Consider the following 20,208-nt stretch of genomic DNA (forward strand, 5'->3'; position numbering starts at 1 on the left):
AATTCAGTCGTAAACCTTTAAGGAAGAAAAGAAAGAAGGGGGGAATTGATGGCCATTTTGCTTCTTGTCAATGTGACTATTCGGAAAAATAGAGTGATACTTAACTAATTTATAATTAAAGGGGACTTATATGAATAACAAGAACACTTTCAATCCTTTTCGAAGACTTCATTTTTATGCGGCATGGTTTATTACTCCCTTGTTATTAACGTTAACCATATCAGGCATCGGTTATCTATTCTATACAGATGTTGAAAAATACGTGTATGAGAAAGAATTCTTCGGAAAAAGCGACATAGCAGTAAAGCAAAGCATCGATGAAGCAATCAAGAAAATAAGCGACAAATACCCCGACTACAAGATTGGGAAAATAAGCATCTTGGAGGAGCCTTTTAATAACAGGGTTACGATCAGTAACGACATAGGCGATTCTAAATATCTTTTTCTAGACACCAATAACCAATTAGTCGCTGTTCAAAATACGAAGTACACCTATGCTAACTTTATGAGAAACTTTCACAGTTCCCTTTTTACAGGGAGTACATTCATACGGTACTTAGTCGAATTGACTGCTTGTTGGACAGTTTTTCTGATTGTTTCAGGTATTTATATGACAATTAAGAAGAAGTTGCTTTCAATTAAATCGAAACAAGGAACGCAGCTTAAATTCCAGAAAATTCATGCCATTCTGGGTCTTGTAATTGCATTTCCTTTATTTGTAATCGTACTAACTGGAATCCCTTGGTCAGTGTTTATGGGAAGTCACATTAGTAAATTTGGCCAAGAGCATCCTGAACTGGGACGAACCGAATTACGGTATAATCCCCCGCAATCAGATGTGAGTGAGATTCCTTGGGCAACTAGAAGCTTGGATCAACCTACCTCGAATCCTACCTCTCATGGCGACCATCACTCTGCGGCAAATGCAACTATAAGCAATCCTGGTCAGAAAAGCATGGAATCCATATTAGCTGAAGCCAAAAATGAAGAGATTGCAATGCCGTTTTCAGTCGTCTACCCCTCAAATGAATCTGGGGTATTTACTGTTTCTAAAAGCAGCAATACAGGCGTTACCGGGCTGGATGTTAGCCCTTATAAAGAAACAACTGCCTACTTCGATCAATATTCCGGTAGATTAATTGCCAGAATAAACTTTGACGACTATGGAATTATTGGAAAGTGGTTTACATGGGGGATTCCTCTCCATGAAGGACACTTATTTGGGCTTGCCAATAAAATATTGAACCTGATTGTATGTCTCGCATTCATTTCGTCAATAGTTATGGGATTCATCTCATGGATGAAAAAAATAAAATCAGGAAGACTGAGCGGGCCGAAACGAATAAATAAACCTTGGTCAATAGGAGCTATTCTTACTCTATTGGTACTAGGTGTGCTAATGCCTCTGTTTGGATTATCCGTGTTAATCATTTTTATTATTGAAAGTATTATCTACTACGCTACTAAAAATAAAATGCAAACCGTAAATTAGGCGCAATCCTGGTCGGACATACCTTCTGCACCAGAGGAAGGGCGGCGAATTTGGATCAGAGGATAAGCTTTCTCTACTAAGTAGCAACTGGAAAGGTGAAACTCCTTTGGGCTACTCGACTGAGAGGACGGGGCTTCGCCGAAGAAGGCTCGTCATGGACAAGAGGGCAAACGTGGGCGTTATATGGGTTTATGATGAGCTACCTCCATACGGGGAAGGAAGAATACTTGCAGACTGCCAAGCGCGTCGCCCATTATTTTATGGCCAATATTCCCGATGATGGAGTTATCCCGATAGATTTCAGGCAGCCTGCGGAGCCTAAGCTGGAGGATGATACGGCCGCCGCTATCGCGGCTTGCGGATTGATCGAGATCGCCAAGGCGGCAGGCAAGCACGAGAAAGACTTGTATCTCCAAGCGGCATTGAAGCTATTAAAAACATTGGATCGATTCCGCAGCGACTGGACTAAGGACTGCGACTGCATTTTGAAGAACGGATCGGCAGCTTATCTTACGAATAAACACCATCACTCGATTATCTACGGCGATTATTACTTCATGGAGGCTGCTTTCAAACTCAAAGGCAACGACTTGTATTTATGGTAGAGGGAATTGGGCCCGGGTTTACGGTTTGTAGAAATGGCTCATATAAGTAGAAGGCGGCTCCCCGAACACTTTCTTAAATACCCTGCTGAAATAAAAGGGGTTGCGGTAACCGAGCCGTTCGCTGATCTCGGACACGTTCAGGGGAGTGCTTCTCATAAGATGGATGGCTCTATTCATCCTAAGCTTCGTATGGGCTTCGATGATGCTTTGCCCCGTAAGCTTCTTGAAGGTAGCGGATAAGTAACTGTAATTCATGTTGACGAAATCGCTCAATTGTTTGGAGCTAAAGTCCTCTTCCATATGTTTGGTCAGATATTCCATCACTCTCCCCGCAACCGTATCCGTTTTGCCTGCTGTTTTCTTGGCTATTCGAGACAACTCCGCTTGACGAAGCTCCAGAAAAAGTTGGTATACTTGAAGGCTTATCAGCGTCATTCCGTTATCCTTCTGTTTGCCGTAGTCCTCCAATAGCCTTTGCAACCGGTTCGGCAATGTTAGATGAAAGGCGGAGGTTCCGTGCTTGGGCATCGCGAATCGATATTGGTACTGATCGGGAAAGTAGTAATCCAGTTCGGGCATCGGACAATAATCGCTGTACGAGACGCGCTCGTCGACGACGGAGTTAAAGTGCACCCAGTACCAGGTCGTTCCCGGAAGCGTCAAAGGCAGTCCCCAATGATGGCCCCCCTTCTTGAGAAACAGATGCTCCATCTCGCCTACGAAATACTCTGTCCCCTCCTCGATAACCTGCATTCTCCCTTTCGTTACGAATAGAAATACGTCGAAATCAAGAACGCGATCGTGATGAGTATAAGTCCCCTCAGTGTGGTTCGCACCGATATCTCTGACGAGAGGAAAACGATCGGCGGTGAGAGAGACGCTAAAATCCTTTGCATGCACTGAAAGTTCCCCCTCTCTAAGCAGTAAGCCTAATTTCGATTATAACCTAAAAAAAGTATATGTAACATACGCTGTTGTGCATTTATCCTTTCCCTGTCAGGGATTAGAATAAACCCCGAAAGCAATAATTGGGAGGGTGTCAATATGAATGCGATACGGTTGTCCGAATTTCCATGGGGTCAGATCAGATTGTCCGAAGGCCCGTTGAAAGCGCGATTTGCATTGAACAAGCAGTATGTGATGAGCTTGACGAACGATAACCTGCTTCGCAATTTTTATTTGGAAGCCGGACTTTGGAGCTATAGCGGCAATGGCGGAACGACAAGCGCCACGACGACGAGCATGGACGGCCCGGAAAGCTGGCACTGGGGCTGGGAGTCTCCTACTTGCGAGCTTAGGGGACATATGATGGGACATTGGCTGTCCGCAGCCGCGCGAATCTATGCGCAGACTGACGACCATCTTGTTAAGGCGAAAGCCGATTACATCGTGCAAGAACTTGCGCGTTGCCAGGAGGCAGGCGGGGGAGAATGGCTTGCGGCGTTCCCGCAATCCTATATGAACAGAATGGCGAACGGCAACTGGGTATGGGCGCCGCATTATACCGTGCATAAGCTGCTCATGGGTTTAGGCGAGATGTACGCCATCGCCAAGAACGAAACAGCGCTTATGATCATGAATGGGATGGCCTCATGGTTCCATCGTTGGACAAGCCGATTCACTCGGCAACAGATGGACGATTTGCTCGATATGGAAACCGGCGGGATGCTGGAAACTTGGGCGGATTTATATGGCATTACCGGCGATCCGAAGCATCGCGAGCTGATCGAGAGATACGACAGACGGAGGTTTTTCGATGCACTCCTAAGGGGGGAGGACGTTCTTACCAATAAACACGCGAATACTCAGATTCCAGAAATCTTAGGAGCGGCCAGAGCTTGGGAATTGACCGGGGACAAACGTTATCGGGAAGTGGTCGAAGCCTTCTGGAGGAGCGCCGTCACGGAACGGGGAATGTTATGCACCGGCGCGGGAGACGACGCCGAGCTGTGGATGCCGCCAGGTGAATTCGCCAAGAGGATGGGCGTAGGCCAGGAACATTGCGGCAACTACAACATGATGAGGCTAGCCCATGTTCTGTTCCGTTGGACGGGGGATCCCGTATACGCGGATTACTGGGAAAGAAGGTTTTATAACGGTGTGCTTGCCCACCAACACGGCGACACCGGAATGATCTCCTATTTTCTCGGAATAGGAGCCGGAAGCCGCAAAAAATGGGGATCTGCGACGCAGCACTTTTGGTGCTGCCACGGCACGCTCGTTCAAGCCAATGCTTCCTATGAGCAACAAATTTATATGCGGGATGAATCGGGAGTTGCCATCAACCAGTGGATTCCATCCGGCATCAAGTTCAGGCATGGAGGCGCTCTGATTGACCTCGATCTGCAGCAGGACGGACAAAATGGCGTATATCCGTTGAATGGATGGAACGTAGAGGGTATGAGCGCGATAACGAAGGTAAATGCTCCGCCAATCCCTGCCCACCGTCCGGATAGTTTCGTATACACCATAAAAGTAACTTGCGAGAAGGAAACGGAATTTACTCTAAAACTGAGATTGCCGTGGTGGGTAACGGGGCAGCCCGTCATTTCGGTTAATGATGTTCCGATTAGCGGTACGTTTCGCCCGTCCACATTCGTAGAAATCCGCAGAACATGGAGCGTTGGAGACCGGTTAACCATCGAATTGCCGAAGGCGTTGACGGCCGAACCGCTGCCCGGTCTTCCGGTTCAGGTAGCTTTCATGGACGGGCCGATCGCATTGGCGGGTCTGGTCGGCGAAGAAATACGGCTTCGCGGCAACCCGGCGGATCCGGGTACTTTTTTGATCCCCGATCGAGAAAGAAACCATAGCTGGTGGAACCCCGGTTATTACCGGACGATTGACCAGGAACGCGGAATTCGATTTATTCCCTTATACGAAGTGAAGGATGAAGCCTATACCGTTTATTTTCCGGTCGATCATGTGAGCCATACGGAGTGAACCGCGATGCACAAAATATTGCTTGTCGACGATGAGCCTAGGCAATTGCGCACCTTGGCGGCGATTATCCGCCGGCTGCGTCCCCATTATGAAGTGTCGGTAGCCCATAGCGGAAGGGAAGCTTTGCATTTGACGGAAACGTATGCTTTCGATGCAGTGGTTTCGGATATACGGATGCCCGAGATGGACGGCTTGGAGTTAATGGAGGCCCTTTTTCAGCGGCAATATAACGCTCTATCGATCTTATTAACGGGATATAAGGATTTTGAATATGCGCGGAAGGCTATCGGCTGGGGCATCATGGATTATATCGTCAAGCCGATAAGCCGGCATGCGCTGGAGAATTTGCTGGAGCGGTTAGACGATCGTTTTTCCATAGCTAGCAAGGAACAGAACTCCATGATGCGCATGGCCAAACAGCTCGACTTGTCGCTTCCCGTCTATCAGACCCATTTACTGAATAAATGGATCCAAGGCCGTTTGAATGGTGAAGAACGGGAGGGGCTGGCCGAGATCATTCCGCTTGACGGAGCGGGGATCATCGGTCATTTGGAATATGAGCGTCCCAGCGGAGCAGAACGCATCGACGAGCAGCTTCAGAAACGATTGGAGAACCACTCGATACCGGGCATCAAGAGTGTGTACGGCTTTCGATTAGACGGTGCGAACAACAAACTTGGCTTCGTATTTCTCCTTCACCTCCGACCTCCAGCTCCGTTCATGCTCGGGAATATGGCCCGGACTCTGGATGAGTGGATCGCAGAGGCGGAGGATGATACGGGACGGACGATACAAATCGGACTTAGCGAAAAGTTCGATCCCCTATTCGACAACATTGAGAAGTGCAATGGGCAAGCTGAAATCGCGTTAGCAAGAGGATTTTACGAACCGGATAACCGAACGGTCATTTATAGGGAAACTACTCCTGTTCTCGATGCCATACCGGACTGGCACGAGGTTGAAAGCCGTATCGCGGATGCCATCAAAAAATCCGATGCCCATAAATGGAGCCGTGCCATCAATGATTGCATGGCACGGCTTCGCCTTTCGCTGGATAGGCCTCCCGAATTAATCAAGCATGAAATGGCACACATGCTCGTCCGAGTGGCGAAAAGCCTTATTCGCTCCTATTCGGACGAGCGGTTTGCAGGTTTGGAAAAAGAGATCCGAGCAAGCGTTATGGCATGCATGAACGGCCATCAACTCCGAATCCGCTCCAAAAGGGCGATCGAACGGGTGGCTGACGTTTATGCATACGGAACGACCGATCCGGCCGAGGAATACGTCCGACAATGTCTGTCCTACGTCGATGAACGCTACACCCAAGAGCTTTCCTTGGAGGGGATCGCCGCGTACTTTCATTTCAATTCTTCCTACTTCAGCGGCTTGTTCAAACAACGTACGGGGATCAGTCTATCCGCGTATATAACGAAGAGAAGAATGAAGGAAGCCAAGCGTTTACTGCTTGAGACCGACGATAGCATATCCGATATCGCCCATCATGTCGGTTATAAGGATGCCTCCTATTTCATTCGGATTTTTAAGCGGGAATCCGGCGTCTCTCCTTACAAATTCAGACATATGAACAGGCTCGCATAAGGGGGAAAGGCAACATGCTGCGTTTGGCAAATAAGACGGGCATCCGATTCCGCCTAGTTTTCGCTTATATCGCGTTGATTACCATCCCTCTTGCTCTGCTAAGCGTTCGGTATTACGGGACAAGCAAAGAGCTCGTTTCCGATATCGTTCGGACGAACACTTACGAAATGTTGGTCAAGAACAACGAAAATATCGACGGTAAGCTCTCCGTCATCATGGAGAACATGATTAATTTCACCGTGGATAAGGACGTTTTCGACGCGTTCAACGGACACAATCCCTCGAATGATTACGAAATAAAACTTCTTGACGATCAACTCACGCCCATCATCGAAAAGCATTTCACTCGTCCGTCGGATATTTATTCCGCCCAGCTCGCGACGAGTTACTATGCTTTCGGCGCTTCTTCTGGTCTTTCGGGAGGCAAACCCTTCATTCCGAAAAACACTTTCACGAGCACGGAGCTTTATCGAGCGGCTGTTACCGGCGATTCAAGCCCCGTATGGGTTCCGACCTACGAGTTCTCGGACATGTTCCATGCCGATTATTTGAAAGGGGTGAGCCTGGATTTCAAATATATGTTTTCCGTTGTTCAACGGATACGAGGCGCCTATTCGGACGGTCGCAACTTCTTCTCGCTTCCCGATGACGTGGAGAAACCAGTTCTGATCATCAACCTGAAGGAAGATTTCTACCGCAAAGCTTTCGATAACAGCATCCCGGTGGAGGGCGGTTATTATTTCGTCATGAGCCGCGATGGTACGATCGTTTCCCATCAGGACTCGAGTATGTTGGCCTCGAAAATCACGGACAAGGCTTTGTTGGGCTTGGCTAGCGAAGAGAACGGTACGAAACGAATGAAGATCGGGACGCAAGATGTCGTAGTCTGTTTCGTTACGTCTAAAATTACCGGCTGGACCTCGGTCATGGTCATTCCCGCGAAGAATATGCTCGGGGAGATTCCCGCAACGTTCAAATCCAATTTGATTCTCTCCGCGTTGTTACTTATCCCTCTAGCTATTTTTCTCTCTATTTTTTTGACGGGAAGAATAACAAAACCTATCCGCAGATTAGCAAGCGCCATCCATAAAACAGGGAGCGGCAACTTCGAGATTCATATCGAGGAGACGGGAGCCAAGGAGTTCAAGCTGCTTACTCATAAATACAACATAATGAATCAGAAGATCCAAAGGCTGATCGAAGAAAACTATGAAATCGCGCTCCGAGAAAAAGAAGCCGAAATTATGGCCTTAAATCTTCAATTGGATCCTCATTTCATGTATAACACGCTTAATCTAATCAATCTGATCGCTCTGGACAACGACCAAGACGAAATCAGCGAGATGATCGAGAATCTATCCGTTATGTTGCAATACTCGGTCAAAACGAACAAGGACATCGTACCTTTCGGAGGGGATTTGGAGTATTTGAAAGGATATATTCTCATTATGACCAAACGGTTCGAGGGCAGATTCCATATCGAGTACGACATAGATCCGCTTTTGTACGCTTACGGAGTCCCTAAGTTTTTCATGCAGCCGTTCGTTGAAAACGCATTAGTGCATGGTTTCGAATCTATGCAATCCCATGGTGTACTTATCATTTCCGGGAGACTAATAGACAAGGAATGCGTGTTTCGAATCGAGGATAACGGCAAAGGGATGGATGAAAGCACGCTTTCACAATTGGACGAACCCGCTGCTCGCTCTGTCGGTATCCAAAATGTCCTGCGGAGAATTCACATTCTATATGGAAAACAATATGGAATACTCATAGAATCAAAGCTTGGTAAAGGAACGAAGGTGACGATCCGGCTTCCGGCCGATTGATCGCGGCAAGGATTCGAGCACAAAAAAAGTGCTATATTCCAAGGTTATTTTTATTTTCGGACGTTTGCCCTTTCCTATAATCGATGTGTAAGAGCAATACGGTTCGTAAATAAAGGGAGGTTATGGAATGAAACAATGGTTGGGACGCAAAGGAATGGCGGCGATGGGCATTTCGCTCGCGCTGACATTAGTCTTGTCCGGCTGCGGCGGAAGCAACGATCAAGCATCTTCGTCGCCCTCGTCTTCCGCGGGGGCGGTATCAGACTCGAAGTCGGCGGACAAAGAACCGGTTAAGCTCAAATTTACGTACTGGGGCAGCGCGGACGAGAAGAAGGCGATCGAAGGCGCGGCTAAAAAATTCACGGACAAATATCCATGGATTACGGTCGAAACCGTTCAGATTCCGAACGCCGATTACAATACGAAGCTTACGGCGATGGCGGCGGGAAACGAAATGCCCGACACCGGCTATATCACGGGCGACCTGGGAGAAACTTGGGCGAACGAAGACCGGTTTGTGAATTTGTACGAAATGCTGGATAAAGATCCCGACATTAAGCGGGATGATTTCTTGGACTACGCGTTCTATCAAACGAATCCGGACAACGCCTGGGGAATCATGACCGCCGGAGAAGCGTTCGGATTGTTTTACCGCAAGGATCTGGTGGAGCAAGCGGGCGTGACCATTCCTTCAAAAGCGTCGGAGGCGCTAGATTGGGATAGTTTCGTGAAGCTAGCGCAAAAGTTGACTTTGGATAAAAACGGGAAAAACGCGAGCGAAGCCGGATTCGATCCGAAAAATATTAAGCAATACGGCGTCATGTTTGAAACGTGGCACGATCCTCTGAATACTGTGATCTTCAGCAATGGAGGGGATTGGCTTTCGCCGGATGGGCAAACCTTCACTCTGAACAAGCCGGAAAGCGTCGAAGCGATTCAGAAGCTGGCCGACTTGGTTAACGTGTACCACGTAGCGCCATCGCCGCTTGACATCAAGTCGATGCCTGCCATGAGCGTCGCTCTGCAATCGGGTTTAGTCGTGATGGCTATCGGCGGGCAATGGATGAACCTCGATCTTGGCAATGCCAAAGTGAATTACGATATCGGCGTACTCCCCAAGCTCAAGGAAAGCCTAACGGTCGCGACAAGCGGAGCAACCGTTGTGTTCAAGGGCTCCAAGCACCCGGAAGAAGCCTGGATGTTATTCAAATGGATGTCCAATCCTGAAGGGGCTATCGATTTATATTCCAGTGGGCTTTGGATGCCTACGATGAAAGAATGGTATACCGATTCTAACTTAGTGGCGAAGTGGGTTGATGTTAATCCGGCCGCCCATCCTCCTGGATTCAAGGACGCTATGATGAATCAAATGCTGGAGAGAAGCAAGCCAAGCACGACCTTCTACATGAAGAACCAAGCGAAGATTACCGCAATCGTCACTTCCGGCTTGGATCAGGTATGGTTCGGAAACAAAACCGCGCAAGAAGTGCTGGATGAAATCGCCATAAAGGTTAAACCGGAAATCAAAGGAAGATACGACGTTAAGCAATAAATCAATCTTGCCGAGAGAAAGCCGGGAGTCCCTCCTGGCTTTCTTGTACGATAGTCGGCAATAAGAAAGAAAGGTGATCTTATGGGAAAACAGAAAACATCGCCCCTCAGAATTGGGCTGTTATTCATATCGCCGGTTTTGATCGGTTACGTCATTTTTATCGTCGTTCCCTTGATCATGACTCTTTACCTAAGTATGACGGATTATTCCATCGGGGCGAATCAAACCCATTTTATCGGTCTATCCAACTTTAAGGATATGTTAACGGGGAAGGATAACTTCTTCTGGCCTTCCATGAAGGCGACAGGATATTACGTGCTCGTAAGTGTGCCGCTGGGGATTACGGTATCTTTTCTTATCGCAGTGTTGTTGAATCGAAAAATAGCTCTCCGGGGATTCTTTCGAAGCGTTTTCTATCTTCCCGTCGTTATTCCGTTAGCTTCCTCTTGCGTCATCTGGATGTGGATGCTCCAGCCTGATTTCGGGATCATCAACGCTGCTCTGGAGAGCGTTGGAGTTCCTGGGCCTCGCTGGCTTTCTTCCGAGGATGCGGTCATCCCGACATTCATCCTATTCAGCTTATGGATTAGCGGCGGTACGATCGTCATTTTCCTCGCCGGCTTGCAGAGCATTCCTTCCCATTTATACGAGGCTATCGAGATAGATGGAGGCAATGCGTGGCACAGGCTGCGTTACATTACGATTCCGATGAGCTCATCCGTAATTTTCTTTAACTTGGTAATGGGATTCATTAATGCCCTTCAGACTTTCGTACAACCTGCGATCATGACGGGCGGGGGTTCGGGCGGTCTCGGCCAGATGGGGGGACCCAACAATTCCAGCCTGCTCATCGTAGCTTACATTTTTCAGAATGGATTCCGTTTCTCCGATATGGGAATGGCAAGCGCGGGCGCAATGATCCTATTCCTGATCGCGATGGTATTTACCCTGCTCATCTTCAGATTCGGAAAATCATGGGTATATTATGAAGGGGATGGGCGAAGATGATGAACAAACGCGGTGCATTCGGAAAGCTGCTGACCTATGCCGTTCTTACGTTCGGAGCATTAGTCTGTTTATTCCCGTTCTATTGGATGCTACGTACGGCGCTTGCCGACATATCGGAACTGTTTCAGCCGGATCCAGCGCTGCTGCCCGCCGTTTTCAATTGGAATACTTTCCGCGATGCCATGGGGGCGCAGCCGTTCGATCGCTTTTTCCTCAATTCTGCGATCATTACCGGGGCGAATCTGGCAGGCGTTCTATTAACGGCATCCTTATGCGCATACGGTTTTTCGCGGCTCGATTGGCCCGGCAGAGATAAAGTGTTCGGACTATTGCTCACGGCGCTTATGCTCCCGTATGCGGTATTGATGATCCCTCATTTCGTGGGCTGGAATTATCTCGGTCTTACGGATACGTTCGCTCCGCTTATCGTGCCGGCATTTCTCGGAGGAGGCGTGTTCAACATCTTTTTGCTGCGGCAATTTTTCATGACGATTCCCCGGGATCTTGACGAAGCGGCATTCATAGACGGAGCATCCCATCTGCGGGTATTTTCCAGAATTATCCTACCGATCGGCAAACAGTCTCTAATCGTTGTCGGATTGTTTACCTTTCTAGCCAATTGGAACGACTACTTGGCGCCCGTCATTTATTTAAGCTCGGAGAAAAATTATACGCTAATGTTAGGTTTGACTCTATTCCAAGGCCAATATAACGCGCAATGGAATTTGATGATGGCTGCCGTTTCGTTGGTCGTTCTTCCTTCGCTCGTTCTCTTCCTATTTGCGCAGCGTTATTTCGTGGAAGGGATTGCGATGACCGGAGTTAAAGGATAAATATAACACCGCGATTAGGGATATCCACGAGCGTAAACGCTCGTGGATATCCCTGTTTTGTTCGAAAGTTCTAAAAAAAGAACGGTAGATTGTGCAATATGCAGCAGTCGTACGGGCATGATTTTGAGGTATCGTATTTATAGACGCAAGGTGGACGAACGAGGATTTGATCCCCTATAGTTATAAAGAAGCCTCCACAAGCAAGAAGGCTTCTTCATCGATTGGAGGTCATGCGAATGAGCGGCTGGCAACGTATTTGGAGAAGCGTCTTCGCAAAATTTTCCGCCGCGTTCATCGTTGTGGGGCTAATCCCCTTGTTTGCGCTTAGTCTCTTCTCGCTCCGTACCTTCACGGATCACGTAGAGCGAAATACGAATAACAATTTGGAGCAGATGGTCCTCTTCATGGGGTACAATCTGGACAATCTATTTTCGGATTACGACAAAGTTTCCAAGCTGATGTATTACGGAAGCACCAATCTGGAAACCCAAGGGGCTTCCTCCAACCGAACCATTAGCGTGAATGTGGATGAACGCATTAATGAAATGTCGATCAACGATTTTCTAACGACGGTTCTTTACAGCGATACGTTTATTCGCAACGCTTATTTCGTGAGAAGCATGGATAACAAGCTGTACTCTCAAACGAAGGATAATAAGTCCTTCCTTCCCGAGACTCTTCCGCTTGCGGATTGGGCGATTCCTCTAAAGGAAAACCCCAAACATCTGGCCACATTCCCGGTGCACGAGGAGACGTATTACAAAAATTCCAAAATCCGCGTGATGACGGTAGGAAGGAATTTGATCGATACTTCAGGCCTTATTACGGCAACTCCGAAAATCGTAGGCACCTTGTATTTCGATGTGGATGTTGCCGTGTTCGAGAATCTGTTCCGGGAATTGCGACTCGGCGATAAAGACGAATTATTCGTACTCGATGCGGACAATTCGGTCTATTACTCGAACAAGGAGATCAAAGAGGGTAAAGTAATCTTGCCGGAAACGTCCGACCGTCGATCGCTCGTCCTAAGCCAAGAGGTTCCTTTCTTAAAAGGACAGGTTGTCGTTCGGGTGTCCAAAGGCGATCTATACGAGCAATTGACTTCGATAAGATCAACCGTATATATGGCTATCGTAATCTGCGCTTTGGCGCTCATCGTGATGGGGATCTGGTTCTCGCGCCGATTGTCCTCGCCGATCATGAGCGTCATTAAACAGATGATCAGAGTCGAGTCGGGCAATCTGGAATCGGACCTCGTCGTTAAGACTCAGGATGAGATCGGACGATTGGCGCACGGGTTTAATCGGATGGTGGAGCGATTAAAGAGCTTTATTAATGATGCCTACGTGGCCGAAATCAAGCAGAAGCAGGCCGAGCTGAACGCTCTGAAGAGCCAGATCAGGCCGCATTATCTCTATAACACCTTAGAGGTTATACGGATGAATGCCGTTCATAACGACGATAATGAAGTTGCCGACATGATTCTTTCTTTGTCGAACCAACTGAAATACGTCATCGACTACGGCGAGGAATGGGTCACGATTCGCCGGGAGCTGGAGCACCTTAAAGATTATTTTTATATTATTAAAGTCCGTTTCGAGAACCGGATCGAGCTGCGCTGCGATGTGGCCGATCAAGTCGATTTAGACTGGTCTATGCTGAAGCTGAGCTTGCAGCCTATCGTGGAGAATGCCATTCAGCACGGAATACGTCCGAAGGGCGGCAAAGGAACCGTGTGGGTGACGATAGAGACCGTCGAGGATATGCTGGGAATAACGGTTTACGACGACGGTGTCGGTATCGATCCGGTGACGCTGGAACGACTTCATTCGATGCTTCATGATCCGAGAGCGCCGTCCAAGAACGTGGGAATGAAAAACGTGCATGAACGGATCAGGGCAGCGTGCGGCGAGCCCTATGGGCTGAACGTCAGCAGCCGGGAGCATGTCGGAACCTCGGTTCGCTTGCTGATCCCGATCCGGAAAGGGGCGGAAGAACATGGGAATTCGAGTCATTCTGGCGGATGACGAGCCGCTTATTATCAAAGGGCTTCGCAAGCTCATTCATTGGGAAGCCCTTGGAATGGAAATCGTTGCCCAAGCTTATGACGGTCAGGAACTTATAGAGGCTATCGACTCGCATTCGCCCGATATCGTCATTAGCGATATCAGTATGCCGTTCTTATCCGGCATTGATATTATCAAGGAAATCAACAGCAGGCGTCTTGCGATCAAGGTCATTTTCATTAGCGCCTATCAGGAGTTTTCTTATGCCAGGGATGCGGTCGCATTCGGGGCCGTCGATTATTTGGTCAAACCGGTAGTCAAGCAACAGCTGGAGGACGTGTTGCGTAAAGCGGCTTCCTTGATTCAGGAAGAGAGCGAGCAGTCGAGAAGCAAAATCGATCTGCAACGCTTCGAGAAGGCTAAGCAAAACGAGGAAACGAAGGACCGTTTCATTAGGTTAATAGACGGTTCTTTGCCAACAAGCACCGATGCATATAGGCAATTGATTGCCCAGCTTCAAGGTCCGTTATTTACGGTCGGCCTCGTTGAACTGGACCGTATCGAGGCGGAATCGGACAGATGGCCCGGGCAACAGCAAAAGCTGATTGCCTTTGCCATTGAGAATATTTTGAATGAAATCGTTGCGGGCACGGGCAGGGGACAGGTGTTCACGATAAATCAGCTGCACGTCGTTCTATTGGAACACGTGCAGCCCGACGAGCCTGTGCAGATCGCTTATGAAGTGAAGCAGAAGATCGGTTCGTTCCTTAAGCTTAACGTGTCCATCGGTCTCAGCAAGCCGGTCGCGACCGGGGCGGAACTGTCCCAAGCCTACGCGCAAGCCGAGCAGGCGCTGCAATTGAAATACTTTTTCGGATTAAATCGGGTAATTGTCTCCGAATCGCATACCCTGAAAGCTTCGATTGAAAGCGAGCTTTACGCCCTGCAGTTGGAGATCATTCGCGGATTAACGAATCAGTCGTGGAACGACGCGATGTCGGGTCTCGCTCCGCTGCTGCGGGAGATTCGATCGGCGACGATCGGGAATGCCTCGTTAGCGGTATCGACATGTTTTTCCTCAATTCTGTTTATCGTCCAGGAAATCAAGAAATCAGGCGTGCAATTGCCTGACTGGGGCTTCGACCTTCACGGTTTGCAGAGCTTGCTGGAGAATTATGAAACATTCGACGAAATGGAAAGAGGGGTATACCAAATCGTCGAGGAGCTATATCAACGGATCGACGATAAGAGCGGCAACAAGGAGAAGCTGCTGCTGACCAAGATCAAGCAATATATCGAGGAGCATTACAGCGAAGAGATTTCATTGGAATCGGTGTCGGCCATCGCTTTTATGAATCCTTACTACTTTAGCAGCTTCTTCAAGAAGCACACCCGACAAAATTTCAAGCAATACGTGACGGAGATTCGAATGAAGCAAGCCGTTTCCCTGCTTAACCAAACCGATCTGATGGTGTATGAAATCGCGGAAAAAGTAGGCTACAACAATGCGAGGCATTTCAGCGACATGTTCAAGAAGCATTACGGCAAGTTGCCGATGGAGTATAAACAGGCTCTTAGAAAATAGCCAGAAGACCGGGAAACCGGTCTTTTTCGGTCCGATGCCGTATTCTCGCCCCCGGATCAACACATCTTAAATTACTAGCATACGGGACTTAAAAAACTTCATTCATCGGATTTAGCAACGATGCTACAGTTAGAACCAAGGAAATGTGGAATCGATGATGATGCGCACATCATACGGCAATTCCGATAGGCTTGAACATACAAAGGGAGGTTCATCTTACATGGCTAAGAAATCGGTGCTTCAACTGCTTTCTCTCATGCTCGTACTATCTCTCGTTTTGTCCGCTTGCGGCGGCAATAATAATAATAATAACGCATCACCTTCCGCATCGGGATCTCAACCTGCGGGAACCGAAAGCGCTTCCCCGTCCGAAGCGAGCAAAGAAGTTAAGCTAACGATCGGGTATGCTACGGGAGATCCTGCGGGCAAGAAAGCGATAAGCGATACGATTGCGGCATTCACCGCGGCAAACCCTAACATTAAAATCGTCGACACGAGCGAGGGGACTTCATCTTCGTACCTCGACTGGTTGAAAACGAAAGACGCGGTAGGCGAGTTCCCGGATATCGTCGAGATGAGAGATACGAAAGTATTCGCCGATGCGGGTAAAATCTCCGAACTTCCGGCGGATTTGACGGAGCTATTCAGCACTCTTCCGGAGGTTGACGGCAAAAAATATAACGCGCCGATTACGCTAAATGCTCCTCAAGGGATCATATACAGCAAAAAAGCTTATGCCGATGCAGGAGTTGCGGAGCTACCTAAAACGTACGACGAGTTTCTGGCGATTCAGGAAAAACTGAAAGCATCCGGCGTTACCCCGATCGTCGTTGGCGGCAAAGACATTTTCCATATGGGTTTCTGGCTTAATAAGTTCCTGATCGATCAAGTGTATGCGGTCGATCCGGATTGGAACTCCAAGCGTACGGCGAAAACCGTTAGCTTCACGGATGCCAACGTCGTTGCCGCGATGACGGATTACAAAGAGCTGTTCACGAAATACGTGGACAAGGGCTGGCTCAGCACGGCGGACAACCAAACCGCATCCATTCTGGTTTCCGGCAAAGCGGCACAGCTCTTCTCCGGACCTTGGATGTTCACGCAAATCAAAGAAGCGGATCCTAGCTTCGAATTCGGCTTCTATGCATTGCCGGATCGTCAAGGTAAATTAAGCGTCATCGGCTTGCCGTCTCCTGCCGGATGGTCGCTGTCCGCGGAAGCGGCCAAAGACGCGGACAAGGTCGAAGCCTTTAACGAATTCATTCGTTTCTTCTTTGCCCAAGAGCAGTATTCCAAATTCCTTGAAGTATCCAACGGCATTCCTTCGACGAAGGAGCCGATCAGCTACAAGGCTACGGAACAAATGCAAACCGTGCTCGACATCATGGCCGACCCAAGCATTACCAAATCCCTTGCCATCAACAACTGGTGGGGCGAGAACCAAATTCCTCCGCAATTCCGCAATTGGTACTATAAGCTCATGCAGGATTTGGTAGTTAAAAATGGCGAAGTGGCCGAGTTCATGAAAAAAGCGGACGAAGAATACGACGTTGAAGTCAAGGCAAACCAGCAGTAATTCATAAGGCATAACGCCGGAACCGCGGAACAAAAGGAGCAACCTCCGCCGAATGGCGGAGGTTCTGCTTTTATAGAGCCTCTATCGAGGGAGTGAGAGCATGACAACAGCATTAGCGCCCAAGAAGAAAAAGAAAAAGTGGGTATCCTACTCGGTTTTATTCATCCTGCCGTCGCTGCTTATTTATACGTTATTCGTAATCGGTCCGACGATCAGCAGCCTTTATTTAAGCTTTACCTCGTGGGATGGCGTCAGCTCCGAGGTCCGATATATCGGAATGGCGAATTTCGAGGAAATTTGGAATAGCGAACGGGTTCACAACGCATTGAAGAATACGATCCTTCTTACGATCGCGCTGGTCATCCTGGAAAACATTTTGGCATTGGCATTGGCCATGCTCGTCGATCAAGTACGCTGGTTCAAAAATTTATTCCGCAGCATTTTTTATTTCCCTGTGTTGCTGAGCGGGCTTGTTATGGGTTTCGTATGGACGATCATTCTGAATTATAACTTCGGCGTTCTGAATCGGTTACTGGAGTTAGTAGGCTTAGATTCTCTGAAGACCGATTGGCTCGGCAATCCGGATTTTGCTCTTGTATCCATTATCTTGTCTACCGTATGGAAGGCTGCCGGATATTACATGATCATTTATTTGGCTGCTTTGCAGGGCGTTCCTCCCGAATTAAACGAAGCGGCAAGCATTGACGGCGCGAATAAATGGCAACAATTCCGTCATATCACCTTCCCGCTGCTGGCAGGTGCGGTAACCGTGTGCATGATGCTTTCCATGATTGGATCGCTTAAAATATTCGACCAAATCGCCGTCATGACCGATGGCGGTCCCGGCTTCGCGACGGAAACGTTGACCTACATCGTCTATAAAGTCGGTTTCGGGGAACTAAGGCAAGGCTTCGGCACGGCGATGGCTCTCGTTCTCTTCTTGCTGATTCTTATCGTCTCGATCATCCAGATTAAAGTGCTTCGCAAAAGAGAGGTGCAGCTATAATGCGGAAACGGAAAAAATGGAACGACATCCTCGTATTCGCCGTTACTCTGTTTTTGGCCGCAATTTTCTTTTTCCCTATTTTCTTCAACCTGATGTCCGCCTTCAAAAGCAATGGAGAAATTTTGAGAGATGCGATCGCTTTCCCTAAAGGGTTTTATGTAGAATCGTTCAAGCATCTGTTGTTCAAGACGGACTTTCCCGCCGCTATCGGCAATAGCTTCATCTTAACGGCAGGTTCGATTCTCTTCATGATTTTGCTTATTCCCATGGCGGCATATGCCATTGAAAGAACGAATAAGAAATGGACCTATATGGTCTACGTGTACTACCTGGCCGGGATGATGATTCCGTTTCAAGCCTATATGATTCCGTTATTCAAGGAACTGAAGATGTTCGGGATGTACGGAAGCTTAACCGGTCCGATTCTGATCTACATTGCAGGTTCCGTCGGTTTCGGAGTGCTTCTGTACACCAGTTTCTTAAAGGGAATTCCCCGCGAGATCGAAGAATCGGCGGAAATCGACGGTTGCACGAAAGTCGGGATTTTCTGGAGAATCGTATTCCCGTTGCTTGGACCTTGTACGGCTTCCATGGTCGTTCTGCAAGGACTCGGCATCTGGAACGACTTTCTGATGCCGATGCTGGTGCTTCCTTCGGGCAAGCCGAAGACGATGGTCGTCGAAATTTTCTATTATATCGGCGAGTTTTCTTCCCGTTGGGATATGATCTTCGCCGGAACCGCGATGTCGGTCGTGCCGATTCTAATCGTATTCTTGCTGCTGCAAAAATATTTCGTGAAAGGCGTCGCCGCCGGAGCGATTAAAGGATAAGGGGAAAATGAAAATGGCCTATTCGTTAAACGAAGAGAACAAAGCGTGGTTGGACGAAGTATGGAACAAGGTGCAAGCGAAGATGTCCGCCGAAGTCGATCGGGTAGGGGACCGGATTCCTTACATCCCGGTAGACGGAAACTATCGGGAAGACAAGGGAGAAACCGATATTTACTGGTGGACGAACGGGTTCTGGCCGGGTATGTTATGGCAAATGTACCATGCGACCAGAGAAGAGAAATATAGATCGGCCGCCGAAGGCGTAGAGGTCCGTCTGGATAAGGCATTCGACGGATATGATGGGCTGCACCACGACGTCGGTTTCATGTGGCTTCATAGCGCGGTTGCCAATTATAGGCTGACGGGGAACGAGAGATCGAGAACGCGCGGCTTGCATGCCGCGAACCTGCTGGCCGGAAGATACAATCCGAGAGGCAAGTTTATCCGCGCATGGAATGACGATTGCACAGGCTGGACGATCGTGGACTGCATGATGAATATTCCGTTGCTCTATTGGGCCAGCGAGCAGACCCGGGATCCGAGATTTGCTTATATCGCGAAAGACCATGCGGACACGACACTGGTTCGAACCGTGCGCCCGGATGGGTCTTGCAACCATATTGTGGTTTTGAATCCGGAGAACGGCGATTTCGCGGAAGCCCCGGGAGGACAAGGCTACGAGTCGGGTTCGTCATGGTCGAGAGGCCAGTCTTGGGCTTTGTACGGCTATGCGCTCAGCTATACGCATACGAAAGAAGAACGGTACTTGGCCGCGGCGAAGCAGATCGCCCATTATTTCATTGCTAACGTAGCGACGACCGATTTCGTGCCGCTGGTCGATTTCCGCGCGCCTGCGGAGCCTGTCCTCTGGGACACGACGGCCGGCGTCTGCGCCGCTTGCGGATTGTTGGAAATCGCTGATGCAGCGGGGGAATTGGAAAAGCCTCTTTACTTGAACGCGGCGATCAACATTTTGCGGGCGACGGATCGTCGATTCTGCAATTGGAATATCGGCGAAGATTCGATCGTAGCGAACGGCACTGGCTCTTATCATGGAAGAAACGGAGATTTTGCGGTGCCGATCATTTACGGCGACTATTTCTTTATTGAAGCCGTGCTCAGGTTGAGAGGGCAAGATTTTCTAATCTGGTAGCTATAACCGATGCCGTGGATATTGGAAATGGATACTTTAATAATTGCTGTTGAGGAAAATTCTTTCCAATTAGAAACAAGCACCTCAAAGACCGAACAAGAACTGAACGTTATTGGCAGACACTAGCAAGGGGATTCAAGTGCGCTGCGTGAGCATTGGTCCTCGGGAGCTTACAATTGAAGATGTGGCTC

General features: G+C 48.6%; 15 protein-coding genes. 14 read left to right on the top strand and 1 reads right to left on the bottom strand.

Features of this window, described 5'->3' with window-relative positions:
• Nucleotides 1–130: 130 nt before the first annotated feature.
• On the top strand, nucleotides 131–1,492 hold the full coding sequence (locus ACFO1S_RS16805) for a PepSY-associated TM helix domain-containing protein (RefSeq protein WP_204603450.1): 1,362 nt from the start codon (nucleotides 131–133) through the stop codon (nucleotides 1,490–1,492).
• A 191-nt stretch (nucleotides 1,493–1,683) separates the two neighbouring features.
• Entirely contained in the window at nucleotides 1,684–2,097 is a 414-nt protein-coding gene (locus ACFO1S_RS16810; RefSeq protein WP_378127173.1) for a hypothetical protein, read from the top strand.
• Between the two features lie 18 nt (nucleotides 2,098–2,115).
• Here ACFO1S_RS16810 and ACFO1S_RS16815 read toward each other — a convergent pair whose 3' ends face one another.
• Nucleotides 2,116–2,997 (bottom strand): helix-turn-helix transcriptional regulator, encoded by an 882-nt coding sequence (locus ACFO1S_RS16815; protein ID WP_204603449.1) that lies wholly within the window; start codon nucleotides 2,995–2,997, stop codon nucleotides 2,116–2,118.
• Nucleotides 2,998–3,141: 144 nt separating this feature from the next.
• On the opposite strand from ACFO1S_RS16815, the gene ACFO1S_RS16820 reads away from it, so the two are divergent.
• From ACFO1S_RS16820 to ACFO1S_RS16875, 12 genes are all read left to right on the top strand, one after another.
• Nucleotides 3,142–5,040 carry a beta-L-arabinofuranosidase domain-containing protein gene (locus tag ACFO1S_RS16820; protein ID WP_204603448.1) on the top strand — a complete coding sequence of 633 codons (1,899 nt, stop codon included), beginning with the start codon at nucleotides 3,142–3,144 and terminating at the stop codon, nucleotides 5,038–5,040.
• A 6-nt stretch (nucleotides 5,041–5,046) separates the two neighbouring features.
• A complete protein-coding gene (locus ACFO1S_RS16825) occupies nucleotides 5,047–6,639 on the top strand; it encodes a response regulator transcription factor (RefSeq protein ID WP_204603447.1) in 1,593 nt (530 codons plus the stop codon).
• A 14-nt stretch (nucleotides 6,640–6,653) separates the two neighbouring features.
• Nucleotides 6,654–8,468 carry a sensor histidine kinase gene (locus ACFO1S_RS16830; protein WP_204603446.1) on the top strand — a complete coding sequence of 605 codons (1,815 nt, stop codon included), beginning with the start codon at nucleotides 6,654–6,656 and terminating at the stop codon, nucleotides 8,466–8,468.
• 127 nt (nucleotides 8,469–8,595) lie between these two features.
• Nucleotides 8,596–10,020, top strand: a complete 1,425-nt coding sequence (locus ACFO1S_RS16835) for an ABC transporter substrate-binding protein (RefSeq protein ID WP_378127175.1) — start codon at nucleotides 8,596–8,598, stop codon at nucleotides 10,018–10,020.
• Between the two features lie 81 nt (nucleotides 10,021–10,101).
• Nucleotides 10,102–11,028 carry a carbohydrate ABC transporter permease gene (locus tag ACFO1S_RS16840; RefSeq protein ID WP_204603445.1) on the top strand — a complete coding sequence of 309 codons (927 nt, stop codon included), beginning with the start codon at nucleotides 10,102–10,104 and terminating at the stop codon, nucleotides 11,026–11,028.
• Nucleotides 11,025–11,861, top strand: coding sequence for a carbohydrate ABC transporter permease (locus ACFO1S_RS16845; RefSeq protein ID WP_378127177.1), 837 nt, complete (start codon nucleotides 11,025–11,027; stop codon nucleotides 11,859–11,861). The genes ACFO1S_RS16840 and ACFO1S_RS16845 overlap by 4 nt, the downstream gene beginning before the upstream one ends.
• Nucleotides 11,862–12,097: 236 nt before the next feature.
• The gene (locus ACFO1S_RS16850) at nucleotides 12,098–13,888 is read left to right on the top strand and encodes a cache domain-containing sensor histidine kinase (RefSeq protein WP_204603444.1); all 1,791 of its coding nucleotides are present in this window, start codon (nucleotides 12,098–12,100) and stop codon (nucleotides 13,886–13,888) included.
• Nucleotides 13,860–15,452 (top strand): response regulator, encoded by a 1,593-nt coding sequence (locus ACFO1S_RS16855; protein ID WP_204603443.1) that lies wholly within the window; start codon nucleotides 13,860–13,862, stop codon nucleotides 15,450–15,452. Before ACFO1S_RS16850 ends, ACFO1S_RS16855 begins: the two co-directional genes overlap by 29 nt.
• Nucleotides 15,453–15,672: 220 nt before the next feature.
• Complete coding sequence (locus tag ACFO1S_RS16860; RefSeq protein WP_204603442.1) at nucleotides 15,673–17,028, top strand: ABC transporter substrate-binding protein; 1,356 nt, start codon at nucleotides 15,673–15,675, stop codon at nucleotides 17,026–17,028.
• A gap of 100 nt (nucleotides 17,029–17,128) precedes the next feature.
• A complete protein-coding gene (locus tag ACFO1S_RS16865) occupies nucleotides 17,129–18,034 on the top strand; it encodes a carbohydrate ABC transporter permease (protein WP_204603441.1) in 906 nt (301 codons plus the stop codon).
• Nucleotides 18,034–18,864, top strand: a complete 831-nt coding sequence (locus tag ACFO1S_RS16870; RefSeq protein WP_204603440.1) for a carbohydrate ABC transporter permease — start codon at nucleotides 18,034–18,036, stop codon at nucleotides 18,862–18,864. The genes ACFO1S_RS16865 and ACFO1S_RS16870 overlap by 1 nt, the downstream gene beginning before the upstream one ends.
• Nucleotides 18,865–18,877: 13 nt before the next feature.
• Complete coding sequence (locus ACFO1S_RS16875; RefSeq protein WP_204603439.1) at nucleotides 18,878–20,017, top strand: glycoside hydrolase family 88 protein; 1,140 nt, start codon at nucleotides 18,878–18,880, stop codon at nucleotides 20,015–20,017.
• The last annotated feature ends 191 nt before the right edge of the window (nucleotides 20,018–20,208 follow it).

Origin of the sequence: Cohnella boryungensis (assembly GCF_042651945.1) — a bacterium.
Taxonomy (GTDB): domain Bacteria; phylum Bacillota; class Bacilli; order Paenibacillales; family Paenibacillaceae; genus Cohnella; species Cohnella boryungensis.

Bases quoted from the DNA above. Each gene is read 5' to 3' on its own strand.
- ACFO1S_RS16805 (WP_204603450.1), top strand. From the start codon at position 131: ATGAATAACAAGAACACTTTCAATCCTTTTCGAAGACTTCATTTTTAT.
- ACFO1S_RS16810 (WP_378127173.1), top strand. From the start codon at position 1,684: ATGATGAGCTACCTCCATACGGGGAAGGAAGAATACTTGCAGACTGCC.
- ACFO1S_RS16820 (WP_204603448.1), top strand. From the start codon at position 3,142: ATGAATGCGATACGGTTGTCCGAATTTCCATGGGGTCAGATCAGATTG.
- ACFO1S_RS16825 (WP_204603447.1), top strand. From the start codon at position 5,047: ATGCACAAAATATTGCTTGTCGACGATGAGCCTAGGCAATTGCGCACC.
- ACFO1S_RS16830 (WP_204603446.1), top strand. From the start codon at position 6,654: ATGCTGCGTTTGGCAAATAAGACGGGCATCCGATTCCGCCTAGTTTTC.
- ACFO1S_RS16835 (WP_378127175.1), top strand. From the start codon at position 8,596: ATGAAACAATGGTTGGGACGCAAAGGAATGGCGGCGATGGGCATTTCG.
- ACFO1S_RS16840 (WP_204603445.1), top strand. From the start codon at position 10,102: ATGGGAAAACAGAAAACATCGCCCCTCAGAATTGGGCTGTTATTCATA.
- ACFO1S_RS16845 (WP_378127177.1), top strand. From the start codon at position 11,025: ATGATGAACAAACGCGGTGCATTCGGAAAGCTGCTGACCTATGCCGTT.
- ACFO1S_RS16850 (WP_204603444.1), top strand. From the start codon at position 12,098: ATGAGCGGCTGGCAACGTATTTGGAGAAGCGTCTTCGCAAAATTTTCC.
- ACFO1S_RS16855 (WP_204603443.1), top strand. From the start codon at position 13,860: ATGGGAATTCGAGTCATTCTGGCGGATGACGAGCCGCTTATTATCAAA.
- ACFO1S_RS16860 (WP_204603442.1), top strand. From the start codon at position 15,673: ATGGCTAAGAAATCGGTGCTTCAACTGCTTTCTCTCATGCTCGTACTA.
- ACFO1S_RS16865 (WP_204603441.1), top strand. From the start codon at position 17,129: ATGACAACAGCATTAGCGCCCAAGAAGAAAAAGAAAAAGTGGGTATCC.
- ACFO1S_RS16870 (WP_204603440.1), top strand. From the start codon at position 18,034: ATGCGGAAACGGAAAAAATGGAACGACATCCTCGTATTCGCCGTTACT.
- ACFO1S_RS16875 (WP_204603439.1), top strand. From the start codon at position 18,878: ATGGCCTATTCGTTAAACGAAGAGAACAAAGCGTGGTTGGACGAAGTA.